This window comes from Synechococcus sp. PROS-7-1, assembly GCF_014279795.1.
In the GTDB taxonomy this organism is placed as follows: Bacteria; Cyanobacteriota; Cyanobacteriia; order PCC-6307; family Cyanobiaceae; genus Synechococcus_C.
Genome location: NZ_CP047945.1, coordinates 999,331 through 1,013,870, shown reverse-complemented (window position 1 = coordinate 1,013,870; position 14,540 = coordinate 999,331). Strand labels below are relative to the sequence as shown.

Annotated in this window: 19 protein-coding genes; 9 read left to right on the top strand and 10 right to left on the bottom strand. The window is 56.3% G+C overall.

The window, feature by feature from the left end; translation table 11 throughout:
* Positions 1–25 precede the first annotated feature (25 nt).
* The 3 genes from SynPROS71_RS05560 to SynPROS71_RS05550 are packed head-to-tail and all read left to right on the top strand — an operon-like array spanning position 26 to position 2,659.
* Positions 26–436 (top strand): DUF411 domain-containing protein, encoded by a 411-nt coding sequence (locus SynPROS71_RS05560; RefSeq protein WP_115070381.1) that lies wholly within the window; start codon positions 26–28, stop codon positions 434–436.
* Positions 429–1,184: a MauE/DoxX family redox-associated membrane protein gene (locus SynPROS71_RS05555; protein ID WP_115070382.1), complete on the top strand. Its 756-nt coding sequence runs from the start codon at positions 429–431 to the stop codon at positions 1,182–1,184. Before SynPROS71_RS05560 ends, SynPROS71_RS05555 begins: the two co-directional genes overlap by 8 nt.
* On the top strand, positions 1,181–2,659 hold the full coding sequence (locus SynPROS71_RS05550; RefSeq protein ID WP_370586622.1) for a multicopper oxidase family protein: 1,479 nt from the start codon (positions 1,181–1,183) through the stop codon (positions 2,657–2,659). Before SynPROS71_RS05555 ends, SynPROS71_RS05550 begins: the two co-directional genes overlap by 4 nt.
* Positions 2,660–2,683: 24 nt before the next feature.
* Here the strand turns inward: SynPROS71_RS05550 and SynPROS71_RS05545 are convergent, their stop codons facing one another.
* Positions 2,684–3,064: a MerR family transcriptional regulator gene (locus SynPROS71_RS05545; protein WP_255442423.1), complete on the bottom strand. Its 381-nt coding sequence runs from the start codon at positions 3,062–3,064 to the stop codon at positions 2,684–2,686.
* Between the two features lie 58 nt (positions 3,065–3,122).
* Between SynPROS71_RS05545 and SynPROS71_RS05540 the strand changes: the two genes are divergently transcribed.
* The 3 genes from SynPROS71_RS05540 to SynPROS71_RS05530 are packed head-to-tail and all read left to right on the top strand — an operon-like array spanning position 3,123 to position 4,338.
* Positions 3,123–3,824 carry a DUF305 domain-containing protein gene (locus SynPROS71_RS05540; RefSeq protein ID WP_186473044.1) on the top strand — a complete coding sequence of 234 codons (702 nt, stop codon included), beginning with the start codon at positions 3,123–3,125 and terminating at the stop codon, positions 3,822–3,824.
* Positions 3,825–3,856: 32 nt separating this feature from the next.
* Positions 3,857–4,072 carry a DUF3721 domain-containing protein gene (locus SynPROS71_RS05535; protein WP_131455963.1) on the top strand — a complete coding sequence of 72 codons (216 nt, stop codon included), beginning with the start codon at positions 3,857–3,859 and terminating at the stop codon, positions 4,070–4,072.
* Positions 4,069–4,338, top strand: coding sequence for a hypothetical protein (locus tag SynPROS71_RS05530; protein WP_131455619.1), 270 nt, complete (start codon positions 4,069–4,071; stop codon positions 4,336–4,338). Before SynPROS71_RS05535 ends, SynPROS71_RS05530 begins: the two co-directional genes overlap by 4 nt.
* 34 nt (positions 4,339–4,372) lie before the next feature.
* Here SynPROS71_RS05530 and SynPROS71_RS05525 read toward each other — a convergent pair whose 3' ends face one another.
* The 4 genes from SynPROS71_RS05525 to SynPROS71_RS05510 form a co-directional block, all read right to left on the bottom strand.
* Positions 4,373–4,906: a DUF411 domain-containing protein gene (locus SynPROS71_RS05525; RefSeq protein ID WP_185189735.1), complete on the bottom strand. Its 534-nt coding sequence runs from the start codon at positions 4,904–4,906 to the stop codon at positions 4,373–4,375.
* Between the two features lie 337 nt (positions 4,907–5,243).
* Complete coding sequence (locus tag SynPROS71_RS05520; RefSeq protein ID WP_255442420.1) at positions 5,244–6,878, bottom strand: DUF1254 domain-containing protein; 1,635 nt, start codon at positions 6,876–6,878, stop codon at positions 5,244–5,246.
* A gap of 7 nt (positions 6,879–6,885) precedes the next feature.
* Positions 6,886–8,076 carry a DUF1214 domain-containing protein gene (locus SynPROS71_RS05515; protein ID WP_255442487.1) on the bottom strand — a complete coding sequence of 397 codons (1,191 nt, stop codon included), beginning with the start codon at positions 8,074–8,076 and terminating at the stop codon, positions 6,886–6,888.
* A 1,341-nt stretch (positions 8,077–9,417) separates the two neighbouring features.
* Positions 9,418–9,759 (bottom strand): c-type cytochrome, encoded by a 342-nt coding sequence (locus SynPROS71_RS05510; protein ID WP_038004231.1) that lies wholly within the window; start codon positions 9,757–9,759, stop codon positions 9,418–9,420.
* 230 nt (positions 9,760–9,989) lie between these two features.
* On the opposite strand from SynPROS71_RS05510, the gene SynPROS71_RS14000 reads away from it, so the two are divergent.
* Both SynPROS71_RS14000 and SynPROS71_RS05500 read left to right on the top strand, forming a co-directional pair.
* On the top strand, positions 9,990–10,211 hold the full coding sequence (locus SynPROS71_RS14000) for a DUF3721 domain-containing protein (protein ID WP_186597270.1): 222 nt from the start codon (positions 9,990–9,992) through the stop codon (positions 10,209–10,211).
* A gap of 512 nt (positions 10,212–10,723) precedes the next feature.
* Positions 10,724–11,215 carry a hypothetical protein gene (locus SynPROS71_RS05500; RefSeq protein WP_186597268.1) on the top strand — a complete coding sequence of 164 codons (492 nt, stop codon included), beginning with the start codon at positions 10,724–10,726 and terminating at the stop codon, positions 11,213–11,215.
* 264 nt (positions 11,216–11,479) lie between these two features.
* On the opposite strand, the gene SynPROS71_RS05495 is transcribed toward SynPROS71_RS05500, so the two are convergent.
* From SynPROS71_RS05495 to SynPROS71_RS05485, 3 genes are all read right to left on the bottom strand, one after another.
* Positions 11,480–11,746, bottom strand: coding sequence for a hypothetical protein (locus tag SynPROS71_RS05495; protein ID WP_255442418.1), 267 nt, complete (start codon positions 11,744–11,746; stop codon positions 11,480–11,482).
* A gap of 172 nt (positions 11,747–11,918) precedes the next feature.
* On the bottom strand, positions 11,919–12,146 hold the full coding sequence (locus SynPROS71_RS05490) for a hypothetical protein (protein ID WP_186597266.1): 228 nt from the start codon (positions 12,144–12,146) through the stop codon (positions 11,919–11,921).
* The gene (locus SynPROS71_RS05485; RefSeq protein ID WP_186597264.1) at positions 12,143–12,460 is read right to left on the bottom strand and encodes a hypothetical protein; all 318 of its coding nucleotides are present in this window, start codon (positions 12,458–12,460) and stop codon (positions 12,143–12,145) included. The genes SynPROS71_RS05490 and SynPROS71_RS05485 overlap by 4 nt, the downstream gene beginning before the upstream one ends.
* 79 nt (positions 12,461–12,539) lie before the next feature.
* Between SynPROS71_RS05485 and SynPROS71_RS05480 the strand changes: the two genes are divergently transcribed.
* Positions 12,540–13,811 (top strand): cytochrome P450, encoded by a 1,272-nt coding sequence (locus SynPROS71_RS05480; protein ID WP_186597900.1) that lies wholly within the window; start codon positions 12,540–12,542, stop codon positions 13,809–13,811.
* A 19-nt stretch (positions 13,812–13,830) separates the two neighbouring features.
* On the opposite strand, the gene SynPROS71_RS05475 is transcribed toward SynPROS71_RS05480, so the two are convergent.
* Together SynPROS71_RS05475 and SynPROS71_RS05470 are read right to left on the bottom strand one after the other, a co-directional pair.
* Positions 13,831–14,061, bottom strand: coding sequence for a hypothetical protein (locus tag SynPROS71_RS05475; RefSeq protein WP_186597262.1), 231 nt, complete (start codon positions 14,059–14,061; stop codon positions 13,831–13,833).
* 14 nt (positions 14,062–14,075) lie between these two features.
* Complete coding sequence (locus tag SynPROS71_RS05470) at positions 14,076–14,531, bottom strand: hypothetical protein (RefSeq protein WP_186473029.1); 456 nt, start codon at positions 14,529–14,531, stop codon at positions 14,076–14,078.
* Between the last annotated feature and the right edge of the window lie 9 nt (positions 14,532–14,540).

Here is a 14,540-nt window from a genome sequence, read left to right as displayed (position 1 = left end):
TCGCCGTCCTCCTGTGCCTCTGTTGATGCCTCCAGTCGCCGCCATACCTGTGCCTGCGGTGGTTTCCGCCTATCGCTCCCCAAGCTGTGGCTGCTGCAAAGGCTGGCTGGACCACCTCAGGCAAGCCGGCTTCACAGTGAAGGACTACGTGACGAGCAACCTTGCGAGCATCAAGCAGCGCTACGGCGTTCCACCTCAGCTGCAGTCCTGTCACACCGCCCGGATTGGGGGTTACACGGTTGAGGGTCATATTCCAGTGTCGGCGATTCAGCGGCTGCTGAAGGAACGCCCACAGGTGGCCGGAATTGCCGTACCCGGTATGCCGCTCGGTTCGCCCGGCATGGAATCACCGTTCAAGACAGAGAGCTACACGGTGTTCACCTTCACCGAATCCGGCCGGACCCAAGCCTTCCAGACGGTGGAGGGTGATGGCTAAGCCGGAACTCAGCGCTGTGCGTCTCTACAGGATGGAGACGCCCGAGCATGCCTGTCCGTGGGGGCAGCGCGCGCTTCAGCTCCTGCGCGCCCAGGGGATTCCGTTTGAGGATCATCCTCTGCGCAGCCAGGCGGAGGTGGAAGCCTTCAAGCATGCCCACGGTGTGACCACCACGCCGCAGGTGTTTGCCGGCGCGGAGCGCATTGGGGGCTACACCGAGCTGGCGAAACGGCTTGGTGTCACCGCGGAAACAGCAGAGGTGTCCTACGCACCAGTGATCGCTGTGTTCCTGAGCGCTCTGTTGATCAACCTGGCATTAGGGGGCGAAATCCGGGGCTACATGGGCCTGGCGATCTGCCTGTTGGCGATGCTCAAGCTGATGGATATTGCGGCATTCGCTGCAAGCTTCCGCAAATATGACCTGCTCACGCAGCGTTGGCAGGCCTGGGGAAAACTGTATCCCGCTGTTGAGCTATTGGTGGGACTTGGGATGCTGCAATCGGCCGAGAGTATGGGCCTTGAAGCTGTGATTGGCGTGACAGCAGTGCTTCTCGGTGTGATGGGCATGGTCTCCGTCGGCAAAGCCGTGTTCGTCGATCACCTGGCACTGAACTGTGCCTGCGTGGGCGGCAACTCCCGCACACCGCTGGGGGTGGTGAGCTTCGCTGAGAATCTGATCATGGGGCTGATGGGTTTGGCGATGTTGATTCAGCCAGTGATGGCTCTTGCTTCTGGGGGTGCGTTGTGATCAGCCGGCGCTCCTTTCTCGCCCTGGCAGCCGGTGGCACTGCAGCAGCCTCAGTCGCGGCTCTGCGCCATGGCTGCCATGGCTGGGCCGCAGATCCACGGAGGAGCATCAACGCGGCGGCGACGTCGCCAGTGCGCTCTCAAGCTGGCCTGCTGGAGCTGGATCTGGTAGCGCAGGAAACGTCCATCAGCATCCCTGGCACATCAGGACGGGCACTCACCTACAACGGCTTACTCCCTGGCCCCCAGCTTGAACTGCAGCCTGGTGATGCGGTGCGGATCCAGCTGCACAACCGCCTGACTCAGCCAACGAATCTGCACTACCACGGCCTGCACATTCCACCCAGCGGAGCAGCCGACAATGTGTTCCTGAGGGTTGCTCCTGGCCAGCGACAGAGCTGCAGCTTCTCCTTGCCGGACAATCACCCGGCGGGCCTCTTCTACTACCACCCCCATCACCATGGAACGGTGGCTGACCAGGTGTTTGGTGGCCTGGGTGGTGCGCTGCTGGTGAGAGGCGATCTCGATCGCATCCCTGAAGTGCAGGCGGCCCAGGAAGAAGTGCTTGTGCTCAAGGATCTTCCAGCCGCCAACCAGCGCTCCGGTTCTGGTGTGATGCTTGGCCGAGAAGGCTCGATTCTGAGCGTGAACGGCCAGGTGAAGCCCGAGCTGCAGGTTGCAGCCGGCGGCTTGCTGCGCCTACGCCTTCTCAACGCCTCCAATGCCCGCTTCTGGCGACTGGCGCTGGAGGGTCACACCATGCATCTGATTGCCACTGATGGTGGTGCACTGGAGCAACCACTGCCGTTGCAGGAGTTGCTGCTGGTGCCCGGCGAGCGTGCCGATGTGTTGGTGCAGGTGGCTCCCGAAGGTGGTCGGTTTCGCTTGAACAACCTCCCCTACAGGCGCCTGGGGCGCCCAATGATGGGCGGCATGGGTATGGGCATGGGTATGGGCATGGGTATGGGTATGGGCATGGGGAGAGCGGTGTCTGGCCAGGAACAAGCTGATGTCATCGCAACGGTGAGCACCAATGGCGTTGTAGCGCCGCAGCCTCTGCCGCAGCAGCTCTTAGCGGTGGAGGAGCTCCCCAGCCCGCTGCGTACGCGCCGATTTGTGATGAATCACGGCATGGCACCAGGCATGGGCATGGCCTTTTTGATCAACGGCCAGAGCTACAACCATGGGCGCATTGACACGCGCGTGCAATTGGGAGACACAGAGGACTGGGAGCTGCTGAACACAGGCGTGATGGATCACCCCTTCCATCTGCATGTGAATCCGATGCAGGTGATCAGCCGCAATGGCAGGCCTGAGCCCTACCGGGCCTGGCGGGATGTGGTGCTGGTGCGCCCTGGCGAAACCGTGCGCGTGCGCACCCGCTTCAGCGACTTTGCTGGCAAGAGCGTGTATCACTGCCACATCCTCGATCACGAGGAGCTCGGCATGATGGGCAACATCTTGATCGAAGCCTGAGTACTGAGCTGATCACGCGACTGATCAAGCCCCGCCACAAGGCTCCCAGCTCTTCAACATCGTTTTGATCTCAGTCTCCAGCACCTTCAATTCATCCAGGCGCTCATGAATCTCGCTTAATTTTTCGCGCATCGTGGTCTTGAGATCACTGCAAGTACAGATTCCAGATCGCTGTGCCTGAATTACTTTTTTCACCAAATCAAGAGGCAAGTCCATGGCCCGCAGACGAAGGATTAGACTAAGATCGTCAAAAACAGACTCATCAAACAATCGATATCTGGAATCGGTACGTGATACTGGCAGCAATAAACCTTCATCACAATAAAAACGAATCGTTTTCACCGAAATGTTGCTTCTTGCAGAGACAACTCCAATCTTGAGTAGATCGCCAGGCGCTTTAGGCACGAAGGGTTGACTCTCCACTTACTGGAGACTCCACAATAGCGACGTGATTGTTCTTTCCATGCGTCGAATCGCTTTTGCTCTGGCCGCCATCTCGGCACTGCCCCCTCAAGTCGCATTGGCCCAAATGGACCATGGGATGCATCACCCAGCACCTGAAAAAACGAAAGAGGCTGCACCCCCCCATTCCGGCAACCATCAGCACCATGCCCATGGCATGGGACCAGCAGGCAGCACCTACGACCTGCGCTTTATCGATGGCATGGTCGAGCATCACACCGGGGCGTTGCGGATGAGTGAGTACGTCTTCAACATCGGCGCCCCTGGGGTGGGGGCGTTGGCAAACAGCATCTGGAACGAGCAGGCCCGTGAGATCAAGGCGATGCGCCAATGGCGCAAAGCCTGGTATCCGGATGCACCGGTTTATCCCGTGGCATTGCGCCCTAACGGGGACCCCAACTCCATGGCAGATCTGGTGCGCATGAGTCCTGATGTGATTGCCGCGATGCGCATGTCGGGAACGAAGCCAACGCGCGACAACAGGGTGCAGTGGTTCTTAGAGGGAATGATTGAGCACCATGGAGGCGCACTTCAGATGGCCCATGAGGCTCGGCAAAACTCCACCAACCCCACCGTCCTTCGCCTGGCGCGCGAGATCATCGTCGCCCAGCGCAAAGAGATCATCGAACTCCGCAAGATGCTGCAAAGCGGAGGACTGAATAAGCCGGACTACTACAAATTTGATGGCCTTTTCGCGCTGTGAAAGCAATCACTTTTAATGCCTTCACCACAACGATGATGGGATGGATCTCCATCTCATTCGCCCTCGTCGCTGCTTTCGTTGTCCATCCCATGGCCAGCCATGCTCACAGCAAAGGCATCTACCAATCCAAAGCTGACGCGCAACAACGTGCCAGTGAGATTGGTTGCAATACGCTGCATCAGAACAACGGAAAGTGGATGCCCTGCGCAGATGAGCGTAAACTCCACCGCCAACTTCGCAAGCAATGAACCAACGACCGCTTTCACGGCGAGCACGCAAAGTTCACCGTTGGCTGGTTCCAATCGCCGCTGTTCCGTTGCTGATCACCGCAGGCACGGGATCTCTCTACAGCTTGCTCTTGGAGCAAGACATTGATGCCTTCTGGCTGCTGAAGATCCACACCGGGAATTTCGGTGTTCTGAATCTTCAGCCCGTCTACCCAATGCTCTTGGGTGGGCTCACCGTCATCGTCACAGTTTCGGGTGCAGCGATGCTGTTAAAACCATCGCGATGACCCCCGTTCCCCGAAGCGGTCTCCCTGAAACCGCTTAATAACGCGCGAAGACGGAGGTTGTTCCGTCATGGGCAATGGCAAGCACCTCGAAACGTTCAGCCTCGACGCCAGCCACCTCCATCCCGGGAGAACCCATTGGCATCCCTGGAACTGCCAGACCTCGGATATTGGGCCGTTCTGTCAAAAGACGCTGAATCGCAGAAGCGGGCACATGCCCTTCGATCACATACCCCTCCACAACCGCGGTATGGCAAGAAGCTTGTTGTGGGCTGATGCCACGCGCTTTCTTCACGGCATCCATGTCCTCGGTGACATGGTCCTCAATGCGGTATCCCGCTGAAACGATGTGGGATCCCCATGACGTACAGCAACCGCAACTCGCCGATCGATACACCGTCATCTGAGGCCCGGTCGCCCCACTGTTGACGGGCATCGCAGCATCCCCTTTCACATCACCATGCGCCTCAAGCGGTTGACTCGCTGAAAGCAGCGAGACGACTACAAAGGCTCCAACCAAGCTCTGTCGCACGGCAGCTGAACACAGATGCGCAAAACGCGAAGCGTTCATGGATTCCTCAATGCAGCGAATTGAATCGACTCTCCGCATTATCGCGAGTTGCTCATAAACACACCCAGTTGCACAAAATTCCAGGGACAACTCGGGGACCAGCCCTTCAGACCTGTTCCAACAACTGGAAGCCAAGTGGCAGCAGCGGCCAGAAACCCCAGCGCTGATCCGCAGGATTCACACCAGCTCCAGCCACCACACTCCCCATCAATGCAGTGATTCTGCAGAGGAATGGATCAGGCCAGGGTCAAACCACCCACTCCGGCGCAGAGCTGCACCACTCGCTACGCAAGTGGTGCAGTTGTCTGAATGCATTGAGGGCATGAAAATTGTCCAGCTAGTTGACTGATTCAAAGTCGCCTGGCATCCAGCTTTTTTCGAACCATGGTTCAAGCGGTCCGTAAAGGCGAAGAATCGCGTTGTATCCCTTTCCGGGCATGGTCTGCACCCAATTCCCTTCTTGTCCTTCCGGAGCCTTAGGGCCGAAGTAGACGGTCGCAGATCCATCGGGATTCAGTTTCACACCTTTTGAGTTGCTATCTAACCCACCGGTGACTTGATCGGTCTCGAGGATCGATCGGGTCTGATTGTCGTAGACCATGAAAGACCAGAAGTCTTTGGCCGGGATCGGCGCTGGCAACGTCACCTTGTAAGTCTTCGCTCCATTCAGAGGCACACCATTGCTATCAGTAGTGGCCATCGCATAGACCGATCCCTTGCCAACCATCGGCTTCACCATCATTGGGGTGCTGCCCGTGGCGTAGTAGTAAAAGATCAGGCGATCATCTAAAACGCGCTCGCCATTGTTGAGAAACTCATGGCTGCCTCCAGCCAGAGGGGAATACCACTGACGCTTCCCTGGGTAAAAGTAAACCTCTTCATTACGAGGGCTGAAGACGACAGTCCGGGCATAGGCATTGGCGATGGTGGAAGCCTCGGCGAGGATCTTCTTCATCCGATCGTCCGGGTTGAACGTCTGTCCTTTTTTGATGCCAATCGCCCCAGCTTGCCCTACCAGCTCAGGATCCCAAGCGGTCGCGGGCTCATACTGAATCACTTCATTGAGCTCATCAAAGAAGCTCGCGTCATTGGCATGAATAGTGTTGTATTGCTTACTGGAGAGATTGATAAACCCAGTCGGCTTCGGATTGTTGGCATCAGCAAGTGGATAAATCTTGAAGGTTTTCTTGAAGGCCTCAATGGCCTCCTTCGTTGCACCTGGCTTGGCGGCAATACGCATCAACGCCCAATGACGGTAGGTCGATGTCCTGGAAACGAAATATCCTTCGGGGATCTCCCCTTTATAATCAGGACCTACGAAAAGGTATTTGCCACCTTTGCCCTTGTCGGCGCCAACCACCCCCAGGTCCGTGACATAACGGAAGAAAGCATCATTCACAAAACCAAGCACCGGTGTGCCAATCTCGATCACCACGGGTCCGTCTTTTACATCAACTTCCGCATGCACGTAAGGCGTGGTCGTCTGTGGCGTGAGCCACAGGGAGCGGGCATTCATCAACTCTTCAGTGATCCCCACTGAGTGGTTGGGCACCAGACCGATTTTGACGTGCCCGTTCAGCATTCCATACATCGAAGCGGCTGGTGTTCCATTGATGAACAGTTCAACCGCCCGGGAGATGTCCACGAAGTTGCTCACTTTGGAGGCAGTTTCCTTCGTTGGAAAACCGTCTTGAAATCTCAGTTCACCGAGATAGCTGCTCTCCATCTTGTCGGGAGTTAGCAATTGCTCGGGAACCTTCGCTTTATAGGTTGGGCTCTCCTGCGCTTGGAGGGGTAAAACGGCAATTGACCCTGCAAAAAATGCTGCAGTGAGGGTGAGTCGATTGATTTTCATTCTCAAATCTCCTTGTTGTTGAATTGAATTGCCTGAAAACTTTGATGTGATCGGAAGGACTGAACACACGTCCCTAGTAAAACTTTCGCTAGCAGACCCGAAGCGAGGCTTGCTCATGTAGTCATTAGTTCACAGGCATGATGTCCTGCAAGGGATAGGTCTGATCGAAATAGGCCTGAGTCGGTCCATAAAAGCGCAGGTAGGAGAACCAGCTCTCATCAGGATTGGTCTGGATCCAATTGGCTTTTTCAACGCCAGCCGGTAATTCAGGGCTAAAGTGCACCGTCACTGAACCATCCTCGTTCTGAATCAGACCGGTTCGCGAGCTCAATGCAGCCCTTCCTTCATCGTTGAGAATCAGCGTGCGCGTATTGACGTCATAAACCACAATCGACCAGAACACCTCAGCCGGCGCATTGGGGGGCATCGTCAGCTTGTAGTGCTTGTCGCCCTCGAAAAAGTTGCCCTTACCATCCTTGTAAGCCGTACGGTATTGCTGTCCGATGCCTGCCTGCTCGATGTAATAAGCCTTACCCCTTGAAACAGCCTCCCAGGTAAAGGCAGCCCTGCGATACAGCTGGTCCATATCACCGTCTCGATCGTCCACCGTGACCACCATCAGCTGATCCCAGTTCGTGCCCTTGTAGGGAGCGTTGTTCGAGAAAGGCTTATCAAAGGTGATCGATTTGAGCATCGCCTCACCGATCACGGCAGCTTCTTTCAAGACTTCAGCTTGAGCCGCCGTGGGCTGAAAAGGTTGACCCTTCTCCAAACCAAGCGAAGCGAGCATGCTCAGAAAAAAACGATCGCGATCTTCAAAAACTTCGCGATCCATGATCTTCTTCAATGCCTGCCAGTAGGCCATCCCATGGGGCTGCCATTGCCCCCACTCCGTGCTTTCGTCCACATCAATGATCGGATGCAGGGTGGGATTGGCCCGTTTTGCGTAAGGGAAGATGCGGAAACTTGATAACAGCTGATCCGCCTCAGCAGGATCAGGCATCAAAGCCCTGATCCCGAGAAACACAATGTTCGAGCCGTTACGGATCACGGTGTACTCATTGGCATCCAAACCATTTGGAATCGCCATCTCAGGCGCAAGGATGAGCAGCTTCGCGCCATTGCCTCGATCCGGACCAGACATCCCAAAATCATGAATGCCACGCTGCCAGATGTCATTGACAACTCCTGCTGACATTCCTTTAGGAATGTCAAAAACCAATGGCCCTGTTCTTGAAAGATCAGCAAAGGCAACTGCATAGGGAGTGGTGGCATTTGCCGTCAGAATTCCCTGCTTCGCCTTAGGAGAGATCATCCGCACGATCTGACCATCCTTGGCCCCGAAAAGCTCTTCATGGGACTCAAGCCATCGGGCATAACTAACAATCGGAACGGCCCAGATGTACGCCTGCGTTGCCTTGTGAAAATCGAGCTCGTTCTTAAGAGTCTTGATGGTCTCAAGACTGGGGTAACCGCCTGCAAAACCACCCTTGGTGAACGTGAGCTCACCAATGCGAGACCTCAGATTCTTCGGTGAACTTTCTCCATAGGCCCTGAATTCACCGGGACTGAGTTCATCTTTGATGTTTGTGACATCAACCGATTGGGCATGGGTGATCAGTCCCCGATCAGCCAATCCACCAAACACCATCCCAAAAGACAAAGCAATCGCAAGAGAACGCATAAAAATGAAAACCTTGACGTGGAACAAATTTTATTAATCATATTTGCGCCAAAAAGAATGTTGGTCCTGATAGTGCATATTTTTTCTTATGGCGGCACGCAGCGCTGCCAACCGATCGTCAGCAGTTTGATCCACATCTCGATGCTTAGATGCCTCAGCATCCGCTGCTGTCTAACGGGTTGCCCAAGCCGTGCTGACAAGGAGCGTTAGCTCAACAGAACGAACGAAGCATGTTGCGTAGCTGCATCGAGCTTGATCTGGATGAGCATCCCGTCTTGCCTGTTCACCAGCCAGACCGGATGGCGTTTCTCCAGCTGCTGTCGACCGACTAGCCAAGCCCAGAGATCCTGGTCTCAGCAACAACTCCTCAAGCCGCTCCCGCTTGAATCCCATAAGCCATAAGTAAGGATAATAGCGACGTATCCCAGTCCCGCCACTTCAAGGTTCCCAGCCTCGTGATGCTTATCGAGGAGTCGAGCAGTTGCCCACAATCACGCCCAGTTGCACAAAATCCCAGGGACGATACAGGGACAAGCCTTTCAGACCTGTTTCAACAACTGAGAACCAGGTGGCAGCAGCGGCCAGAAACCCCAGCGCTGATCAGCAGGATTGACGCCAGCATGCTCCCCATCAATGCAGTGATTCTGCAGAGCGATGGAGCAGGCCAGGGGACACCCTCGAACACCGGCACTCAACAGGGCTATGAGTGCCCCAACTGAATGCCCTAAACACTCGCTGCAATGGAGAAATCAATTCAAAACGAGTGGTCTTCCACCCTTTGCTGTTCACAACTGAATCAGGAAAGCCGTGTTCACGCTCAGATCGAACAATCAAACAACCTGTAAGAGGAAGAGTCCGTTTCAAAGGAAATACCCTCTTCTATATCTACTCAAAGAAAAAGCCCCTGGTTGTTTGACCAATCAGGGGCTCTATTAAAAACCGTCAAAGGCTCAAATCTGTAGAGTTGACTGCTCAGGCCCAGCCGTTGATCGATTGCGATTCAACATAGGCGGCAACATCAGCGATGTCGTCTGGACCAAGCTTCCCGCCAAACGCAGGCATGCCGTTTTTGCCATTGGTCACCTGGTAAGCGATTGCTTCTTCATGGCCTTCGTTGTAGTTAGCCAGGTAAGCCTTGAGATCGTCCTGTTGGAGCGTGCGTTGACCGTTAACAACGTTGCCTCCACCCATATGACATGCAGCGCAGTTGGCAGAGAAGATCTGCTCGCCATGCGCTGAATCAGCAGCGGACACCATGGATGGGGCAATAAGAGCGATCAAAGCCGCCAGCGCGAGAGACAGAAAGTGACGCATTCGTAGGTCTTTTGACTCATGCATGATTCCACTGAAGCTCCGCGACCTTCAGAAGAAGAAAAGATTCTTCAAGAAATCTCGAATCAGGCCATGGCAGCGGCCGGAACAAAATGTTGGCCCTGAATTGAACGAGGCACTGCATCCCTCTTGCTCCGTTTCAGGAGGCACAACAACATCTTCGGCGCACTGCTGTCGTCAATTGCATCGTGAGGGTTGAATCCGATCGACCGATGAAGCGCGCAGCTCTGTTGTTCAGTTCCATCTTGGTGATGTCCGCAGGTTCAGCCTTCGCCAACCCCCACGGTGATCAGCCGAAGCAGGCGATGTTCAAGACCCAGCAGGAGGCAGAAGCAGCAGCGCCAGAGTTCGGCTGCAAGGGGGCACACCAAATGGGATCCATGTGGATGGTGTGCTCCAAACACGGGGAAGCGGAGCAGCATGGACATCACTGATCACCATGGCCTGAGGAATGGAGAACACCCGCCTCGAAGCAGACTTAGGTAACCCCATCCATCGCTGGGTCGTGGTCATCGCTGCAGCGCCGCTGCCAACGCTTGATTGCTGAACGTCCCCGCATCAGTCGCGCTTCATAGCCGTCTACAGAGAAAAGGCGGGACTGGCTGCTGAATTGGGGTAGACCTTGCAAAAGCGGAAGATGCATGTGTAAGTGCTGACACCCTCTCCCTCTTAATGGTCCTATCGGCGCAAGACGAGAAAAACCGGCAGCTCTGTCTGGGGATCGCCTTTGTGGCAGCAGCCTCGGCTGTCTTGATCGCTTTGGTCTTGAGGCTGGGCTACTGCTGCGAGTGGTTTGGAATTCACCCGAAGCTGGGCTGATCGGCACCAAGACGGCTCAGGAGACAGCAATTCAAGATTGAACGGATGATTCAGGGCTTGCCTTCACAAAAGGCAGTAGGCAACAGGGCCATGAGCCAACAAAATCTGCACAGTGAATGATCGCCGCATGAAGGTGCTGCCCCAACTCCAGAACCTTCTGATCACTGCGTGTTTAGGGCTGCTGTTGTTGTGCAGCGCAGGCCGCGTGGACGCGTGCGTTGAAGGGTTGGCTTGGGGAATGCCGTTGGAGCAGGTGACCACCCATATGGGTGAAGGGAAAACCGTGAACGAAGAGCGGTCCGGTCGCTACGTGACTCGCGATGTGTTTCTGGATCGGCTGCCCGTCTCTCAGGCCACCTTTGAAGTCGATCCCGAAAAAGGGCTAACGAACCTGGCTTACGAGTTCGCCATCGATGACATGACTGAGGTGCTTGCAGGCCTGCGCGCTCGACACGGCCCACCCCTGAGCACAAGCCTTGAGCACGACAGCCACAACGACCAGGTCTGGGTCTGGAACACAGGTGAAGACCTAATCACAGCCGTGAAGTCAGAGAGTGACAGTCAACAGGCTTTTCTGATCTCTTACCGGCCAAGCCGATTGAAGCCCGAAACGCTTTAAAGAGGCTTCCTTCTCAGTCCATGCAAGGGACTCTGCTGCTTCCCGAGATTCACGTTTTCAATCCAGAGGCATTTTTCAGCTAAGGAATAAGTTGTAGTTGCACACCATCCGGCCCAGTTGCACAAAGTTCCAGGGACAACTGGGGTCCAAGCCCCTCAGACCCAGTTCACCAGCTGGAAACCAAGTGGCAGCCAATTCCTGAAGAGGGGCGCTGAGTGACCAAGCCGCCGATCACTCTGAAGCAGCAACACTTGCATTGCCCTTTCAAACACCCTTCATCCGTTGAGAAGACTCATCAATAGAGCCGAATTGAGCCAGTTCTAGAGGAGTTGGCTGCAAAGTCTTTGCTAACTGAAGAAGATCAGATGCCAGCTGATAATCCCCCTCAAGATAAAGCACCTTGCAAAGTGAAATCACCTCTCCATAATCAGCAGCAGAAGATCCATTAATAAGACCACGCGCGGTGCCTCGGGAGACAACTAATTGCAGTTCAATACTCATAGACAAACCATAACCAATGCGGCAAAGCACGAATCAAGAACTACAGGATCAGTGCGGAATCAAAACATCATCCCGGCTTCCGATCCAAGCCAATTATTGATGCGTATCAAGCCATATTGACCTTGGGATAATCATCAAAACACAACTTAATATCTGCACTTGGCTTCTTGCCTGAAGCAAACAGCCAAAAACGATCCGTTCATCAGGAAATGGGTGATGCGTGGAAGTTCCAGCGCTCCCCGTCTTCAAGCCACAGCTCCCAGGCCAGACGGGATCCATCGCGAAGCTGCAGCTGCCCCCCAAAGCCCGCGGGAGACGGCTGGTAGAGATCGCTGATCTCCAGCGCAGGCTCTCCATCACGGGTGAACAGCACCTCCACTCTCTTGCCGATTCGACGGCCAAGGTCTCCGCGGAGCTCCTCGATGGTCATGCCTGGGCTCTGCTGAAATCCAGCACCAAATCGCCGAGATCATCACGGCTAATCGTGAAGCAGAAGCCATCAAGGGTGCCGCTCCACGAACCCGCAGAGGCATCCGCCTCCAGCCCCACAGGCGCTTCCACGCGGTGATCAAAGAGCGTCTGAAAACAGTGCGCCGCCACCCGCGCCGCCTGATCGGCATCCATCTCGTCGAGCTCGTGGGCAGCAACCGGGCAACCCTCGAGCAGCTCTGCATCGATCACATTGCCCATCCCCACATCGGCGACCAGCGCAGCAAGAGCGTCATTCATGCCCGATTCGGCCATCGTCAAGTTCAGATCAACAGGCCGATCAAAGCACCTCTGCGTTGTCGATAGCGTGGTGCCCTTCGTTCTCCCGTGCGTGATGGCCGCCAAGACCCTCCCGAGCACGGGTGCCGTGACCGGCATCAAGGAAACCCTCGACTTCTTCGGCGACCCCCAATTCGCGCAGAAGCGCTTCACGGCCCATGGCGACGTGTTTGAAACGCGGCTGCTCAACCAGCGCCTCGTGTTCATTCGCGGGGAACAGACCATTGCTGATCTATTCGCTCAGGAGGACGTCCTCGAGGGTTGGTGGCCAGAGAGCGTTCGCCAACTTCTCGGCAACCGCTCCTTGGCCAATCGCAGCGGGGACGGTCATAAAGCGCGCCGTCGCGTGGTCGGCCAGCTGTTTTCCGCAGCAGCTCTGAGCCGCTACACCCCCTCGATCGCCGTACTGGTGGAGGAGCTGGCAGAGGATCTAATCCAAGCCAAGGCACCGGTTCAGCTCGTGCCCTGCATGCGGCGCTTCGCCTTTGCCGTGATCGCCACCACCGTGCTGGGCCTGGATACCAGCGACCGGCAGGCCCTGTTCGCCGACTTCGAAATCTGGACCCGGGCCCTGTTCTCGATTCCCGTCGCCATTCCTGGCACTCCCTTCGCCAAGGCCTTGGAGGCCAAGAAGCGCCTGCTGGGTCGCCTGAAACAGGTTGTGGCCCAGACATCAGCAACGCGGGGAGGCCTGGACCTGCTCAGCGGTGGCCTGGATGAAGCAGGGATTCCACTCACCGATGACGATCTGGTGGAACAACTGCTCCTGCTGCTGTTCGCCGGTTACGAAACAACCGCGTCGTCGTTGAGCTGTCTGATGCGCGCCCTGTTGCTTAACCCCGATGTGGAGCAGTGGTTGTTGCCGGAACTGCTGGATCAGCCCTGGCCCAACCTGACGACCCGTAGCTGCCCGCGCCTGGACGCCACCGTGCTGGAAGTGATGCGCCTGACGCCGCCAGTGGGTGGGTTCTTCCGCAGAACCAAGCAAACCGTTGAATTAGGTGGTGTGGCGGTCCCACCAGATCGGGTGATTCAGGTGGCGCTTGCAGCCGACCTTGGCGATGGATCCAGCGACCTGGCAGAGATCAGGCCGCAACGGCACCTGGATGGATCGTTCAACCAAACCCTGTTGCCCTTCGGCGGCGGCGGCCGCGTTTGCCTGGGCAAGGCGTTGGCTGAGCTGGAGATCCGTCTGATGGCCATTGGGCTTCTGCAGCGCGTGCGGCTGGAGTTGGCACCGGATCAAGACTTGACGCTTCAGCAGATCCCCAGTCCCTCACCCCGGGGAGGGTTGCTGGTGACAGCATCCGCCCGCGACAAGTCGTGAGGAAGCCAAAGGGAACCGCTCAGGGATCGTCCTGTGACGGGCTGGAGTCGGTGAGGGTCTGGTAAAGCCTGAATCCACCCCAGCCCCACAGCAGAGACCAAAGAACGAAGGTGATGGCTGTGCCGATCTGGCCTGTTTCAAGCGAATAAACGCCGAACTCAATCAATCCGGCGTCGATCAACGATCCTCCAACACCCCAACCAAGAACCCAGGCGAAGAGAAAGCCAATGGCCTGCAGATTTCCTGTCATGAATCAATCAGGGGTTATGAACTCTTGAAGAGCTCGTCGGTCATCTCCCGATAAGGATTGAACGACACTCCGGGGCGACGCTTGCGAACCGGAAGAGTGGTGCCGGGGAGGAGATTCTCGGGTGCGTAGGTCACCAGAACCACCTCAGGCTTGCGGCTCTCCTCTTCAGCCAGTTCACGGGCGATGGCCTCAGCGGTGGTGAGCGATTCACCGGAGGCAAGTGAATCTTCTGCAGCTGCAAGCTCAGAAGCGGCGGCGGGCTTCTCGGCGCTGGACGGCTCGGGCAGCGTCGGTGCGGGGAGTGGCCGCAGAAGCACCAGTCCCACCGCCAGAACGAGCAGCGAGGCAATGGTTCCGCTCAGGCCTGGCAAGCGTCCATAGAAATTCCAGACTGTGCCGGAAACGGCAAGGCCCAGAACACCAGTGGCGGCGGCTGCAGGCCCGGCCAGGCGACGAACGAGGGCGATCACGGGCTCTGC

Bases quoted from the DNA above. Each gene is read 5' to 3' on its own strand.
- SynPROS71_RS05560 (WP_115070381.1), top strand. From the start codon at position 26: ATGCCTCCAGTCGCCGCCATACCTGTGCCTGCGGTGGTTTCCGCCTAT.
- SynPROS71_RS05555 (WP_115070382.1), top strand. From the start codon at position 429: ATGGCTAAGCCGGAACTCAGCGCTGTGCGTCTCTACAGGATGGAGACG.
- SynPROS71_RS05540 (WP_186473044.1), top strand. From the start codon at position 3,123: ATGCGTCGAATCGCTTTTGCTCTGGCCGCCATCTCGGCACTGCCCCCT.
- SynPROS71_RS05535 (WP_131455963.1), top strand. From the start codon at position 3,857: ATGATGGGATGGATCTCCATCTCATTCGCCCTCGTCGCTGCTTTCGTT.
- SynPROS71_RS05530 (WP_131455619.1), top strand. From the start codon at position 4,069: ATGAACCAACGACCGCTTTCACGGCGAGCACGCAAAGTTCACCGTTGG.
- SynPROS71_RS05525 (WP_185189735.1), bottom strand. From the start codon at position 4,906: ATGAACGCTTCGCGTTTTGCGCATCTGTGTTCAGCTGCCGTGCGACAG.
- SynPROS71_RS05520 (WP_255442420.1), bottom strand. From the start codon at position 6,878: ATGAGCAAGCCTCGCTTCGGGTCTGCTAGCGAAAGTTTTACTAGGGAC.
- SynPROS71_RS05515 (WP_255442487.1), bottom strand. From the start codon at position 8,076: ATGATCTCTCCTAAGGCGAAGCAGGGAATTCTGACGGCAAATGCCACC.
- SynPROS71_RS05510 (WP_038004231.1), bottom strand. From the start codon at position 9,759: ATGCGTCACTTTCTGTCTCTCGCGCTGGCGGCTTTGATCGCTCTTATT.
- SynPROS71_RS14000 (WP_186597270.1), top strand. From the start codon at position 9,990: ATGAAGCGCGCAGCTCTGTTGTTCAGTTCCATCTTGGTGATGTCCGCA.
- SynPROS71_RS05500 (WP_186597268.1), top strand. From the start codon at position 10,724: ATGAAGGTGCTGCCCCAACTCCAGAACCTTCTGATCACTGCGTGTTTA.
- SynPROS71_RS05490 (WP_186597266.1), bottom strand. From the start codon at position 12,146: ATGACCATCGAGGAGCTCCGCGGAGACCTTGGCCGTCGAATCGGCAAG.
- SynPROS71_RS05485 (WP_186597264.1), bottom strand. From the start codon at position 12,460: ATGGCCGAATCGGGCATGAATGACGCTCTTGCTGCGCTGGTCGCCGAT.
- SynPROS71_RS05480 (WP_186597900.1), top strand. From the start codon at position 12,540: ATGGCCGCCAAGACCCTCCCGAGCACGGGTGCCGTGACCGGCATCAAG.
- SynPROS71_RS05475 (WP_186597262.1), bottom strand. From the start codon at position 14,061: ATGACAGGAAATCTGCAGGCCATTGGCTTTCTCTTCGCCTGGGTTCTT.